The sequence below is a fragment of the Lactiplantibacillus sp. ME-2 genome, from assembly GCF_022549155.1.
Classification (GTDB): Bacteria; Bacillota; Bacilli; order Lactobacillales; family Lactobacillaceae; genus Lactiplantibacillus; species Lactiplantibacillus plantarum.
In genome coordinates, this window is the sequence record NZ_JAKZEQ010000001.1 from 1 (window position 1) to 13,747 (window position 13,747).

A 13,747-nucleotide genomic window follows, 5' to 3' on the forward strand; every position below is an offset into this window, starting at 1 on the left:
AACAGACTGCCATTGAAAGATTCCGGGCTTGTTCGGATTAAACTTGTAATTTGCCATTACTAAGAAAATTATCACCAACATGAATATTACGACCATTATCACAATTAAAGTCTGCTTGAACGGAAAGATTGCGACCGTAACTACCAAGAATCTCTTGAATCTTGGCAGTTTGCGCATCTGGATTTGTTGCATCGATCTGATTGAACTCTTGACATAACTTGGCAGCCCGCGCTTTTTGAGCGGCCACCTCAGCATCTTTAAATTGATACCATTCCCCAGCTGCTAATTTATCTAATTCTGACATTGTTGTCCCTCCTGTATTTTATCACCCTAATTTTACTGCTTAGAGTGGCGTCGAAGTCAACACTTGAGTTAATGGTTTAGCAGGTGTTATTGACAACTATCCTTGCGGACCAGCTGCCTCGAATTTATTCAGCAGTTAGGGCAACAAAAAAAGAAACCGATTACTCAGGTTTCTTTGCGCCAATTCTAGGCCTTAAACTCACGAATTAATTGTTGGAGTTGCTGATTATCGTTAGCCGTTCCGACCGTTAGTCGTAACCACCCTGGCCGTAAGCCAGTGCGAATCAGATACCCATGGTGCACTAAATAGTCAGCCAGTTGCGTGGCACTCGGATACTTAAAGAAAATGAAGTTCGCGCCAGATTGATCGTAAGTGACACCCTGATCATCAAAGAATGCCATCCACTTAGCACGTTCCGTCGCATTTTTTTGGACCGTTTGTTTCACAAAATTAGGATCATCGATTGCCGCCAGGGCTGCCACTTGAGCCAAGGAATTCACATTGTATGGAAGCCGAATAGTTTGCATCGTTGCGGCATATTTGGTATTAAAAACGGCGTACCCGATTCGAAAGTTAGCTAACCCATATGCTTTGGAGAATGTCCGCATGACCACTACATTCGGGTACTTGGCTGGTAACTGCATGGCCGTTACTTGAGCCGCGCCCGGTGTAAAATCAATGTAGGCTTCATCAATCAGGACCATCGTCTCCGGGGGTACTTGCTGAACGAACGCTTCAATTGCCGCTAATGATTCCACGGTGCCCGTCGGATTGTTCGGATTGCACAGCCAAACCATCTTCACGCGGGGCGTAATGGCCTTCATTAAGCCTTCGAAGTTCACATGGTCATTAGGCAACGTTGGCACACTGATTAATTGCCCCCCCTCGATCTCAGCATGTAGTCCATATTCTGAAAACGTCGGTGCGGACACTAGCACCTGGTCGTTGGTGGCTAAGAACGTCCGTGATAACATCACGATCATCTCATCAAGACCTACACTAAAAACGATGCTATTCGGGTCGATTCCCTGTTGCTGGGCCACTGCTTGTCGTAACTCCTGTGCGTTGGCATCGGGATAACGATTACTCTGGGTGAAGTCCCAATTCTTCACAGCGATCGCCACTTTTGGCGAGGTGCCATACGGGTTCTCGTTAGCTGATAACCGGACTAATTCTGTCAATCCTAACTCAGCTTGGAGGGTCGCCAACGGCTTTTCAGGCACATAGGGTTCTAACTGTTCAATACTAGCTTTCATTCGGCTACCTCCTATAGGTTCTTAATTTCGGGCCGATCCTTATAGTCACTCATCTTACCTTCACGTTTAGCCAATTCTTGCTTAATCTGGTCAAAACTAACACCACGTTCGACCAATAACACTAAAACGTGATACAACAAGTCGGCTGTCTCATAGGTTAATTCGTCGTCACCGGGATTTTTGGCCGCCACAATAACTTCGGTTGATTCCTCACCAACTTTTTTTAAAATCTTATCCAGTCCCTTAGTAAATAAATAATCTGTGTAGGAGCCCTTCTTAGGCGTTGCCTTCCGTTGTTTGATCAGTTCGTATAATTCTTCCATATTTTGCATATTCGACACCACTTTCTTCTATAATATATTCATCAATTTAATACGGGTTAAAAACAATCCTGCTTATCGACCGTTGGGACCGCATTTTCCAACCAATCAGCCATCTAACTCCCAACTCATTCGGCTATCGTCATCAATCCTTAGGCGCCCGGCTCTAGTTCAACCGGGTTAAAGAAACAACTCGTATGTCCCGTATGACAAGCGGGACCATGCGGATGAACTGCGACCAATAGTGTATCTTGATCGCAATCCAACGTCATACTAACGACATCTTGTAAATTGCCGCTCGTAGCGCCTTTGTGCCAAAGTTCTTGCCGAGACCGTGACCAAAACCACGTCTGGCCCGACGCCAATGTCCGTTGATAGCTTTCCGCGTTCATCCACGCGACCATTAAGACATCCTTCGTATCCGCGTCGGTGACGACCGTTGTCAGTAAGCCGTCACCCTTTTCAAAGTCTGGTTTCATCTTACGACCACTCCTTGTTTTCTTAATGTCGCTTTGACATCTGCAATCGTTAACTCGCCAAAGTGAAAGACGGAAGCCGCCAATGCACCATCAACCGGGGTTGTGCTAAAAACATCCACAAAGTCTTGTAAGTTACCCGCACCGCCGCTGGCAATGATTGGCACATTGACCGTTGCTCCCAGGGCCTGATATAACTTGGTATCAAACCCCGCCTTAGTGCCATCGCGATCCATGCTAGTGACCAATAACTCGCCAGCCCCTAAGGCGACCGCTTGCTTGGCCCACGCCACTGCATCGAGGTCGGTCGCTTGCTGACCCCCATGTGTATAGACACGATATTGACCAGCTGCCGCATCCCACGCCGCGTCAATCGCAACAACAATGCACTGGTTACCAAATTTTTCAGCACCGGCACGAATCAGTTCAGGGTTGGCAACTGCAGCCGAATTAATAGCCGTCTTATCAGCACCCGCACGTAAGATTCGTTGCATATCAGCAACGCTTGTAATTCCGCCACCAATCGTCAGTGGCATGAAGACCTGAGCTGAGACTTGTTCGACCATGGCGGCCATCGTCTCGCGGTGCTCATTGGTGGCTGCAATATCTAAAAAGACAAGTTCATCCGCGCCCTGTTGCTGATAGGCAGCTGCAATCGCCACCGGATCTCCGACATCCGTCAAGTTGACGAAATTAACGCCCTTCTTGACCCGACCATCCGCCACATCCAAGCACGGAATAATCCGCTTTGCTAACATTCAGTCACCCCCGCTAATTCGGCCAGTGTCACACCGCCTTCAGCTAACGCCTTGCCAATAATAACATCCTTGAACCCACTGGCTTGTAACACTTGAACATCGGTCAAATTCCGAACGCCACCGCTGGCAATCAGGTTGGCCGTGGGCACCTGTGCTTGTAGTTCTTGGTATAACGCAAGGTTAGGGCCTTGCATCGTGCCATCACGGGCGACATCGGTCACGATAAAGTGCTTGGCACCACTCGTAGTCATTGTCTTCATTAATGTACTCATCTTGGTCTGTGACTGCTCCAACCAGCCTTTAATTGCCACATAACTATTGGTTCCGTCTAACCCAATCACAATTCGCTCACCACCAAACTCACTTAACAGTCGTTTGACCAGTCGTGGATCAGTCAACGCAACTGACCCCAAGATTAAGCGATCGATTCCTAATTCGAGATAACGAGTCGCCAGCTCGTAGGTTCGAATACCTCCACCGAGCTCGATCGTCCCGGTAAATGCTTGCCGGATCGCCGTGATTGTCGCGAAGTTTTCTGGGCGCCCTGACTTGGCACCGTCCAAATCGACCATGTGTAATTGCTGCAAGCCCGCTGCGTTAATTTGTTGGGCTTGAACGACAGGATCAGGATTAATCAATGTCGCCTGTTTAAAATCACCTTGGTAGAGCCGGACACTCTGACCGGCTCGTAAATCAATTGCTGGAAAAATCATTTGCACTCACCATTTCCTTAAAAGCTGCTAGTTGTTGTAATCCGACTCGACCACTCTTCTCCGGGTGAAACTGCATCCCAATCACATTTTGATGCTGAACAATACTTGGAACCTGGACGCCGTGTTGAACTGTCGCCACGATTTCAGTTGCCGGACATACCGCATAGTACGAATGAACGAAGTAAGTATAGGCCGCGTCAATACTGGCAAAGGGACTATCAGGACGCCGAAGCTCGTTCTGATTCCACCCCATCTGTGGGACTTTGACATTCAAGTCCGTTGGCAAAGCGCTAACCCGGCCGCTTAACAAGCCTAGCCCAGCATGCTCGCCGTACTCGGAACTACTTTCAAACAAGAGCTGCATGCCTAAGCAAATACCGAGAACGGGTTTGCCACTCCGCGCCAATGCTTGTAACACGCCGACTAACTGGCGCTCTTTTAAAGCGGCCATTGCAGCTGCGAAAGCTCCCACACCGGGTAAAATAACTGCGTCAGCGGCCGCTAATTGTTGCGGGTCAGCCGTTAAGATGGTTGACACTTGCAGGTAGTCAAAAGCTTTCTTCAAATTACGGGTATTACCCGTATCATAATCGACGATTGCAAACATTTAAATCACGCCTTTCGTAGAGTTGACCCCCTGAATATCTGGATTAATCGTGACAGCTGCGCGCATTGCCCGCCCAAACGCTTTGAACAAACTTTCAACTTTGTGGTGAGTGTTACGGCCGTACAGGATGCGTGCGTGCAAATTCATTTCAGCAGCAAAGGCCACGGCTTGGAAGAAATCTTCGACTGTCTCCGTATCTAAGCCACCGAGCCGCGGATTCGTGAGCTCGGCATCAAAAACTAAGTATGACCGTCCACTTAGGTCGACACTGACCTGACCTAAAGTCTCATCCATTGGCACAAATTCCGTCCCGTACCGTTCAATTCCCTGCTTATCACCCAACGCCTGCTTAAAGCATTCGCCAAGCACGATTCCCGTATCTTCAGTAGTGTGGTGCGGGTCAACGTCGAGGTCGCCGTGACACTTCACGACCAACCCGAAGCGCCCGTGCTTCGCAAATAAGTTCAACATGTGGTTCAAAAAGCCTATCCCGGTATCGATTTCGATACCGCTCTGTTCGTCTAAATTCAAACTGATTTCAATCTGGGTTTCTTTCGTTTCACGTTTAATCGTTGCTTGTCGCATGTTCATTTCCTCCTCATCTGCTAAAACGACTACCGGCTGTAATCACAATCAGTATCAACTACTAATTACGCCCTAATCGTAATAGGTGTCAAAACGACTCTCAATCGCACGAGCATGGCCTTCCAGACCTTCGGCCCGTGCCAACGTGGTAATCGCCGGAGCTTCCTTAGCCAAAGCGTCCTTAGTGTATTGGATAAAGGACGTTCGCTTAACGAAATCATAGACGCCAAGTGGTGATGAGAAACGGGCCGTGCCACTCGTTGGTAAGATGTGGTTCGGACCAGCAACGTAGTCACCGAGTGGTTCAGAGGCGTAGCGTCCTAAGAAGACCGACCCGGCATTTTTGATTAAATTCAAGTACTGAGTTGGATTCTTCAATTGCACTTCCAAGTGTTCTGGTGCCACCGTATTCATCAAGTCAAACATTTCTTCAACCTTTGCGACAACGGCAATGAAGCCTTTTTCGTTAACAGCGTCGGTAGCGATCGCTTCTCGTGGCAAAACTTTCAACTGTGACGTCACGTTGTCACTGACGGCCTGCGCTAAGTCGGCACTATCCGTAATTAGGATTGGCCGGGCTCGACGGTCATGTTCTGCTTGACTCAATAAGTCAGCCGCTAATTGCCGAGGATCAGCTGAATCATCCGCTAAAATACCAATTTCTGACGGGCCGGCCACCATGTCGATCGCCACCTGACCAAAGACCTGCTTCTTAGCAGTCGCCACAAAAATGTTCCCAGGACCAATAATCTTGTCGACCGCTGGAATCGACTCAGTCCCATAAGCTAACGCAGCAATTGCTTGAGCGCCTCCCACTTGATAGATGGCGTCGACGCCAGCGATTTTGGCTGCAGCAAGAACGGCTGGATTGATGCCATCGACTTGTGGTGGCGTCACCATAATGACTTCATTAACGCCGGCAATCTTAGCGGGCAAGGCACTCATCAGTAAAGTCGATGGATAGGCTGCCGTGCCACCTGGAACGTATAAGCCAACCCGATTAAGCGGCATTAACTTCTGCCCTCGTAGAACGCCAGGCTGTTCAGCATCAATAAAGCCAGTCGCCTTTTCCTTTTCGTGAAAACTCGTGATATTGCGTTTAGCTAACAACAAGGCGTCCTTCACTTGCGGGTCCAGATTGTTATAAGCATCATCAATAACAGTTTGTGACAACTTAAAGTCGGTCAAGGTGACCTTATCGAATTGGGTTTCGTAATCCTTGACGGCGGCATCCCCGTTTTTAATCACATTGGCAATAATTTCGCGAACCGCTGATTCAACCTTTAAGTCAGTCAATTGTTGGGTCTTCGTTTGAACTAAGCGTTTTAAACTAGCTAAATCTTCATTAATAATTTTCATTAGACAAACTCCTTTGGATTATTCGTATCAACAACTGTGGCCAACCGATCAACTAAATCAAAGATGGCGGCTTGTTGCTGTTTTAAGGCTAACCGGTTGACCACTAGGCGGGTCGAGACTGGTTGTAAATAGTCATAAATTTGTAAATGGTTCTCACGAATCGTGGTCCCCGTCTCGGTGATATCTACGATGGCGTCGGCTAAGCCAGTCAGTGGTGCTAATTCAACCGAGCCTTCAATCTTAATAATTTCAACATCTTGGCCCAAGCGATCAAAATACCGTTGGGTAATCAATGGGTACTTGGTGCCGATGATTTTGCGTCGTGGTGCAACGGGATCAAAGTCGGCCGTGGATGCTAGCACAAATTGGCACTTACCAACCCCCAAGTCTAACAGTTCATATTGGGTACTCTCGTGTTCAGTCAAAATATCGCTACCAACGATGCCGATATCAGCAGCACCCCGTTCGAGGAAGGTCGTCACGTCCGGCCCTTTCGCTAAAATAAACTCATATGGTTGCGTCTCAGAATCAAAAATCAACCGCCGTTGCTTGTTGCGGACTTGCGAACAATCCAGTCCAGCTTCTTCCAGCAACGGCAGGACTTGTTGTTCGACGCGGCCCTTAGTCAAGGCAATCTTTAAACGTGGTTCAGTCATTGGTCATACCTCCAGTTAAATCAATCAGTTGGGCATTCAAACGTCGTGCTTCGATGCGCGCACCTGCTAAGTCATCCGCCAAACTCAAAATGGCGTGCGGTTGTTTCGCTAAGTATGCCTCCGCTTGTGACCACTGTTCAGGCTCAAAGTAAATCAATTGTTCAGCATAAGCGGTCTGTTGGTCGGTGGCTAAAGTCGTTAACAAGTCAACGTTTAACCCCATTCCCACAGCCGGTTCTGCTTCAGCTTGAAAGTTCGTTAACAGTTTGTCGTAACGGCCGCCGCTGAACAGGTAGCCAGCCCCCGCTTGTGAATAACCCCGAAAAGTCAGGCCGGTATAGTATTTTTGTGGTGCTTGGCTACTCAAATCCACCGAGATGACTTGCTCCGGCATCGTTTGTTGCATCCAGGCCACCACCGTTTGAAGCCGTTTCAGACTTGGTTGGACTGTTTCAGGTAGTGGTGCTGCCGCTAATTCTTTGAAGATACATTCTGGACGCCCGAACAAACGCGGCCATGCTTTGAGAAAATCGTATAAAGGCTGTGCGCGGTACTTGGCAATCAACTTCGTGTAGCGTGGTACTTGCTTATCGAACAGTGCGGTTAAAATGGCTTGTTGTTCGCCTTCGTCACCAGTCAAGCTGGCCACGACCCGTTGTGCAAATTGGGCATCTCCTAATTCGATTTCAACAGCATCGGCAATCAGCTCACTTGAAAGCTGGTTGGCAATCGTTAAACATTCAAATTCGGCTTTCAGCGATGCGTAACCGACTAATTCGACTCCCGCTTGTGTGATTTGGTTATATGAACCTGATAATTGACGGCTTACTCGAAAGATATCGCCGACATAACCAAACTTTTGCGGTAAGGGGACATTCGTCGCGCTAATGAAGCGAGCAACTGGTAAGGTCATGTCCGGCCGTAAGACCAAGGTGCGACCATCGTTGCCAAATAAGCGGTATAGTTGGTAGTTACCCATCTGATATGGATCAAACACCGCTTCGTTTTCTAATAACGGCGTTGCAATTGGCGCGAGCCCGCGTTGTTTAAAATGGGCTTGGATCACCGCGATCAAGTGTTGTTTGATACGTGCCCGCCGACCAAATTCATCCCGGGTTCCTAGTGGTAATAAGTGTTTCAACATAATTTACGCCTCCTAAAACGTCGTTATTTTTAAAACTAATCAGTTTAATTCATATCGTTACTTATCAACGCGCTTAATCAATTGCTTACATGCTAACCGGAGCGACTTGCGATTCCGTCACGCAAACTTACCGCATGGATCGGTGAAACTAAAAAACGCCCCCTTAGCAATTTGCTAAAAGGACGTTTACGCGTGGTTCCACCTTATTTCATCTACCGTTCGCACGGCAGACCTCATGTTGATCAAGTCAACTTGGATAACGAAACCAATTCGGCTAAGGCTAATGAGACTGGTTCACCTTAGCAGTTCATAGATGTGTGTTCGTTAAGCCTGTCTGTCCGGTTCTCAGCTACCCGGGCTCTCTGGATGAGGAAGACTTAATTACTTGTTCTAATCACAACCGTTTATTAAAATTTGATTAGTCGTTTAATTTATAATTCATTGTAATCACTAAACTGACGGCTGTCAACCCTCAATTAATTTTTTTATAAGATGATAGCCACGCCCCACACTGGCTATGTCATGGGCATCAGAGCCATAAACCAGCGGAATGTCAAGCTTTTGAGCGCGTTGTAGAATCTGTTCACCGGGATAAAAATCATTACAATACGGTTTGTAGAGACCAGTCAAATTCAAATCTAACTGCCGCCGTTGCTGCTTCACTAACGCCAACGTCTGATCTACTAATTGAAGATTATGGACATCCAAGGGTTCAGTCAAGCCAAAGTAATCCTGATATTTGCGGACGAGACTCATGTGGCCGATCCGTTGTGGTGCGTAAGGGCCCAGATCTGCTTGTACTGATGCCAAGACCGTCTGATAATACTGTTCAAAAACACGTTGGGGCGTCTTAAGCCACTGCCCAAAACCGGCTGCAAAATCATCCGTTGACATGTCAACACACCAGAAATGCTGCCGTAACCCCCGCATGAAATGGACTGACAAAATACTTTCCTGCGTCCGAGGACCATAGGTATTCAGAAAATCACGCGTCCAAGCAACATGCTCTGGTAAGAAATCAACTTCAAAACCCACTGAGATCTCGATTTGCCCGGCATATTTGGTCTTCAGTCCGTTAGCCAGTGCCAAATAATCGGCTACTTGGTTCTCACGCAACGACGCCTCAGTATAACCGGCCGGCGTCCCTTCATACTGGTCACGAAATGCCGGTGGTAACGGTGCGTGCTCCGTAATACAATACCGCTGAAAACCTAGCTGTATCGCCCGTTGAATCATTTTTTCCGTTGCTTCACCACTCCCATGCGGACATAGTTCCGTGTGGGTATGCCCATCCATTAGCATATCCTCATCACCCTCTCATAATTTATGCTTATTCAATCATATTTTTTTTAGATAAGCAAGTATGGTCGAAACGGTCATTCGCGACAATCCGCTAGCAGTCACGGCGAAAGTCTAACAATTTACTTATTTATTTATATTAATTGTCACAATTTCTTTATACCATGATATAGTCAACATTAGTTAAAGAACAGCGCTATTCCCAAAAAAGGGGGGACCAGCCATGCACGAACTCATTACAAAACTTTATCAACTCGCACTTTCCAGTCACATTGTCAGTACGTTGCTGGAACCCGTGCACATCGTTATCTTAGCTTTACCCATCATGACCTTACTACTCGCCATGATTATCCTGACTATCCAGCTCCGAACACGTCAAACACTGAGTGAGCGTAACTTGATCAGTACCTATTCGTTTATTTGGTACTTGGCAGCAGCCTACTTACTAATTATTCTGCCACTCCCGACTCGCTCATCCGTGGCTAGCCTAACAACTGCTGAGTATAATTTACAACCCTTCTACTTTCTCACCCAGTTGAAGGCACTCACGCCGTTTGAACTCGGGGACCCCAGTACTTGGTTAGCCGCCTTCAAATCTGACACGTTCTTCCAGCCGTTCTTCAATATTCTATTATTTATGCCGATCGGTGCCTACTTAAAGTGGCGGCACCGCTGGCCGCTCTGGTTGATCACCCTGACGAGCTTCTCGATTTCATTGTTCTTCGAAACCACGCAGTTAACCGGATTATACGGCTACTACTCACGAGCCTACCGGATGTTCGATGTCGACGATTTAATGATGAACACACTTGGTGGGATTGTCGGTGCTGGGTGTCTACATCTGATTCCTAATCAGTGGCGCAATCGCGACCACAGTACCCGGTTGAATTGGCAGGAACACCCCATCAATTGGCGCCGCATTGGGGCGTTGGTCATCGATTGGCTCGCAATTGCCGCCTTTGACACCGTCTACTTCGTCTTAGTCAAACATTTTAATTGGCCATTACCACATGATTTTCGCTGGCTATACCTGCCTCTTCTTCATTGGGCCCGCCTGGTGTTGGCATGGTAAAACCATTGGTGGTCGCCTGCTCAATAGTCAGATCGTAACCATCAGTGGTCACCAGGCCAATCTCTGGCAACTGCTTATCCATTACAGTGGGCTCTACTTAATCGGCCTGCCACTTTTATTCTTGGATTTATGGTTATTCAATCGTCTAGGCAATGTTCCTAGTGCCACCCTTAACCGCCTGGATGTCTACCTCGTCGTCGTTTCAGTCATTTTACTGATTATCAGTTATGATTTATTGTTAGCGCTTTTCAGTCGCAGTCACCAGTTATGGTGTGAAAAGTTAAGTAGAACAACTGTTAAATAATTAGGTGGCCTTAAAACTTCCTTTGCGTTGTCTCGCAACTCATGTTAAATTGAAGATATCTCAAAACGCTGGAAGTAAAAACAATGATAAAAGTCCATGAACTAAGCGACGATTTTCGCTGGGTCGCTGTTAATAATTACACTGAAAATGATTATCATCAACTCGTAAGTGAGGAACACGTTACCGACGAAATGTTAGGCTACGCAACCGATCAACACGAACGAGGCCGGTTGGAATATGACGCCAAAAGTGCCATCACGACCATTATTTTTGACGTGGTCACAGAAGACGTTGAGGAAGGTACTTATACCGCCCAAGTCAGTTTCATGTTGATTGACCACACCCTACTGACTTTTACGACCGATAACACAATATTCGTTGAGGATATGTTGGCAGACGAAATCGATGCCGATTGGGAAGATGTCCTGCATCCATACGACCATATCTTTAACGTCTTGTACAAGCTATCACGGCAATATTTTTCGGCCATCAACAAGATCAATAAACAACGACAAGACATTCAGATGAAGATGAAAAAGCAAATTCAGCGTTCGGTCATTATTCAATTGATGGACTTAGAAACAACGCTAGTCTATTTCCTCACGTCCCTTAAAAGTAATAACGACATGTTGCAGTCACTCAAACGGTTTGTACCGGTCAAATTCTCGGCGGCCCAATTAGAACGGCTCGACGATATTATTGTCGAGGCACAACAAGGATTGGAAATGGCCAACATTGCCTCAGACATCATCGGCCGGGTGTCGAACGCCTACTCGAACATTCTAGACAACAGTTTGAACAACACGATGTGGGTGCTGACGATTTTCTCCATCGTCCTGACAATGCCCAACATTGTCTTCGGTTTTTTCGGGCAAAACGTCGACTTACCGTTCATGAAGAATCCATTCGGTTGGGAGATTACGGTATTCATCGCCGTTGCACTATGTGCCCTAACCATTTGGTTGCTACGACGCAATTCATTTCGTAAATAAAGGAGGTTTTAAAAATGCCTAGTCGAGTTAAAGTCACGGACACCAACGATTACATCAATAAAGCTGCAATCGCTGCACAACCAATCTTGAGCACCCTTGCCCAACTGATTACATCGGAATTGCTTGACTTTACTGCTAAAATCAAGTGGAATTTGCCGTTCTATGAACATGACAAACAATACGTTAGCATTGCTGCTTATCAGGCCCACGTCAGTCTAAGTATTTCAGCCGACCTTGACGATGCGACCCTCACTGCTGCTAAAACTGCTGGTTACGCAACCGGTCAAAAGCGGCTGAACATTGGCCTGGATCAACCCGTACCAGTGGCGCTAGTTAGACAAGTCTTACAACTAATTGCTTAAATATACGCTGCTTTTAATTTCAAAAGGTTCCGAACTGTCAAACAACTGACAATTCAGAACCTTTTATTTTGGTTATTCTTATCCAATATCCAAGCTATCAAAACCAGTTTTTCTGTACAGTTTCATCGATTAAACTGAAACTGCTAAGGACTATCGCTTGCGCAACCGATAATCCTTTACATTAGCAAATCGAGACAGCTCAACCAGTTGACCGGTCGCCTTCAAATACGCATCATATTCCTGGTCAAGACCGGGAAGAACTTCATTAGTACCCGGTACAAAATGAATATCCTCATGTCCGGCAGCCGTAGCGGTCTCATAATACCACTCCTTAAACTTCAAATAACTCATCGTATCCTGTAAGTCGGTAATCCGCTGTTGTAATTCCTGCTCATGCGTTTTGAGTAATTGGTAACGATCGTTTAATGTCGTATCACCTTCGAGTCTGAGCGCAATAAAAGTAGCAATGTCAGCTACTGACACACCCGCATTTTTGAGACATACAATGGTCCTCATCAAATGTAGATCATTATCAGTAAATTCACGCCGGCCAATTGAATTACGCTTCACGAATGGCAGTAATCCCGACTTATCATAGTAACGAATGGTATCAATCGTCACTCCTAACTTATCAGCTACTTGTCCGATTGAATAACTCATACTGAACTGAACCTCCTCGATTGTCGTTTAACCACTATCTTAACGCAGCTAATCGTCTGTCGATAATGAAAGGTCCTCACGTGACTTAATTTCACTAACAATGCTTTGTAAATTAGCGAGTCCACCTTGATAGGCAAATTCACCTAATGGCAAGTGTGCCGGTACTTCTACCAAATTGGCCTGATCAAACATAACCTGAGCAATTCGGTGCGGATTGCCCGGTGCCTGAGTAACCGAGTCCGATACCGTCGTAATCGCGTCACTAAACGCGGCGTAATCTGCAATTGTCGGTACCATCTTTTGGGATGACCGCCCTGACCACTGCGTTCGAGCGCCACTTGGTTCAACCGTCATAATTTGAATCCCCAAGTCTTTTACTTCTTGCCGCAAGGTATCACTATACCCCTCAACTGCATACTTTGTCGCACTGTAAAAGCCCATAGTTGGTAGTGTCGTCAATGCCAACGCCGATGATAAATTAATAATTATCCCAGCATGGTGTGCCCGCATGGTCGGTAAAACGGTCCTAGTCACGTTAGCGAGTCCCATAACGTTAACTTCAAACATGTAGCGAACTTTCGCCATATCACTTTCTTCAATTGTTGAAAAATAGCCTAAGCCAGCATTGTTCACTAAAACATCAATAGTTCCAAAACGTTGAATCGCTTGAGCGACCCCAGTTTTAATTTGTGATTCATTTGTCACATCAATGCTTACTTTCTCAATACGCGTCGCGTCAAAAACATCTAGGTAGGCTAAATCATCGGTGTGGCGGGCAGCCGCAATCAGCTGAGTGTCAGACTGACGTGCAACAATTGTCGCGAGTTCCTTTCCAAAACCACTTGAAGTTCCTGTAATAAACCATGTTTTCATCTTTTAA

At 46.6% G+C, this 13,747-nt stretch carries 17 protein-coding genes, 1 pseudogene and 1 other annotated feature; of the genes and pseudogenes, 4 read left to right on the plus strand and 14 right to left on the minus strand.

The window, feature by feature from the left end:
- Positions 1-55 precede the first annotated feature (55 nt).
- The 12 genes and pseudogenes from MMY95_RS00005 to hisJ form a co-directional block, all read right to left on the minus strand.
- Positions 56-304 (minus strand): annotated as a pseudogene (locus MMY95_RS00005) (maltose acetyltransferase domain-containing protein); the annotation flags it as partial.
- 185 nt (positions 305-489) lie between these two features.
- On the minus strand, positions 490-1,560 hold the full coding sequence (gene hisC, locus MMY95_RS00010; protein WP_053267707.1) for a histidinol-phosphate transaminase: 1,071 nt from the start codon (positions 1,558-1,560) through the stop codon (positions 490-492).
- Between the two features lie 11 nt (positions 1,561-1,571).
- A complete protein-coding gene (gene hisE, locus MMY95_RS00015) occupies positions 1,572-1,892 on the minus strand; it encodes a phosphoribosyl-ATP diphosphatase (protein WP_003642719.1) in 321 nt (106 codons plus the stop codon).
- Between the two features lie 140 nt (positions 1,893-2,032).
- Complete coding sequence (hisI, locus tag MMY95_RS00020) at positions 2,033-2,359, minus strand: phosphoribosyl-AMP cyclohydrolase (RefSeq protein WP_003644681.1); 327 nt, start codon at positions 2,357-2,359, stop codon at positions 2,033-2,035.
- Positions 2,356-3,114, minus strand: coding sequence for an imidazole glycerol phosphate synthase subunit HisF (gene hisF, locus MMY95_RS00025; protein WP_003646590.1), 759 nt, complete (start codon positions 3,112-3,114; stop codon positions 2,356-2,358). Before hisF ends, hisI begins: the two co-directional genes overlap by 4 nt.
- Positions 3,108-3,827, minus strand: coding sequence for a 1-(5-phosphoribosyl)-5-[(5-phosphoribosylamino)methylideneamino]imidazole-4-carboxamide isomerase (gene hisA / locus MMY95_RS00030; RefSeq protein WP_202861112.1), 720 nt, complete (start codon positions 3,825-3,827; stop codon positions 3,108-3,110). Before hisA ends, hisF begins: the two co-directional genes overlap by 7 nt.
- Positions 3,808-4,434 carry an imidazole glycerol phosphate synthase subunit HisH gene (hisH, locus tag MMY95_RS00035; RefSeq protein WP_003642715.1) on the minus strand — a complete coding sequence of 209 codons (627 nt, stop codon included), beginning with the start codon at positions 4,432-4,434 and terminating at the stop codon, positions 3,808-3,810. The genes hisA and hisH overlap by 20 nt, the downstream gene beginning before the upstream one ends.
- Complete coding sequence (gene hisB / locus MMY95_RS00040) at positions 4,435-5,019, minus strand: imidazoleglycerol-phosphate dehydratase HisB (protein ID WP_003644682.1); 585 nt, start codon at positions 5,017-5,019, stop codon at positions 4,435-4,437.
- 72 nt (positions 5,020-5,091) lie between these two features.
- Positions 5,092-6,378, minus strand: a complete 1,287-nt coding sequence (gene hisD, locus MMY95_RS00045) for a histidinol dehydrogenase (RefSeq protein WP_202861113.1) — start codon at positions 6,376-6,378, stop codon at positions 5,092-5,094.
- The gene (gene hisG / locus MMY95_RS00050) at positions 6,378-7,034 is read right to left on the minus strand and encodes an ATP phosphoribosyltransferase (protein WP_003642712.1); all 657 of its coding nucleotides are present in this window, start codon (positions 7,032-7,034) and stop codon (positions 6,378-6,380) included. Before hisG ends, hisD begins: the two co-directional genes overlap by 1 nt.
- On the minus strand, positions 7,027-8,178 hold the full coding sequence (gene hisZ, locus MMY95_RS00055) for an ATP phosphoribosyltransferase regulatory subunit (protein WP_053267705.1): 1,152 nt from the start codon (positions 8,176-8,178) through the stop codon (positions 7,027-7,029). The genes hisG and hisZ overlap by 8 nt, the downstream gene beginning before the upstream one ends.
- A 175-nt stretch (positions 8,179-8,353) precedes the next feature.
- Positions 8,354-8,585: a binding site (T-box leader), on the minus strand.
- 58 nt (positions 8,586-8,643) lie between these two features.
- Positions 8,644-9,480, minus strand: a complete 837-nt coding sequence (gene hisJ, locus MMY95_RS00060; protein WP_053267704.1) for a histidinol-phosphatase HisJ — start codon at positions 9,478-9,480, stop codon at positions 8,644-8,646.
- A gap of 220 nt (positions 9,481-9,700) precedes the next feature.
- Here hisJ and MMY95_RS00065 point away from each other — a divergent pair, with 220 nt between their 5' ends.
- From MMY95_RS00065 to MMY95_RS00080, 4 genes are all read left to right on the plus strand, one after another.
- Positions 9,701-10,549, plus strand: a complete 849-nt coding sequence (locus MMY95_RS00065) for a VanZ family protein (protein ID WP_238352227.1) — start codon at positions 9,701-9,703, stop codon at positions 10,547-10,549.
- Positions 10,488-10,853, plus strand: coding sequence for an RDD family protein (locus MMY95_RS00070; protein ID WP_238352228.1), 366 nt, complete (start codon positions 10,488-10,490; stop codon positions 10,851-10,853). Before MMY95_RS00065 ends, MMY95_RS00070 begins: the two co-directional genes overlap by 62 nt.
- Positions 10,854-10,936: 83 nt before the next feature.
- Complete coding sequence (locus MMY95_RS00075; protein ID WP_003646585.1) at positions 10,937-11,845, plus strand: CorA family divalent cation transporter; 909 nt, start codon at positions 10,937-10,939, stop codon at positions 11,843-11,845.
- 14 nt (positions 11,846-11,859) lie between these two features.
- On the plus strand, positions 11,860-12,207 hold the full coding sequence (locus MMY95_RS00080) for a DUF1801 domain-containing protein (protein ID WP_003642707.1): 348 nt from the start codon (positions 11,860-11,862) through the stop codon (positions 12,205-12,207).
- Positions 12,208-12,357: 150 nt separating this feature from the next.
- Here the strand turns inward: MMY95_RS00080 and MMY95_RS00085 are convergent, their stop codons facing one another.
- Together MMY95_RS00085 and MMY95_RS00090 are read right to left on the minus strand one after the other, a co-directional pair.
- Positions 12,358-12,867: a MerR family transcriptional regulator gene (locus MMY95_RS00085; protein ID WP_003642706.1), complete on the minus strand. Its 510-nt coding sequence runs from the start codon at positions 12,865-12,867 to the stop codon at positions 12,358-12,360.
- A gap of 48 nt (positions 12,868-12,915) precedes the next feature.
- On the minus strand, positions 12,916-13,740 hold the full coding sequence (locus MMY95_RS00090; protein WP_003642705.1) for an SDR family oxidoreductase: 825 nt from the start codon (positions 13,738-13,740) through the stop codon (positions 12,916-12,918).
- Between the last annotated feature and the right edge of the window lie 7 nt (positions 13,741-13,747).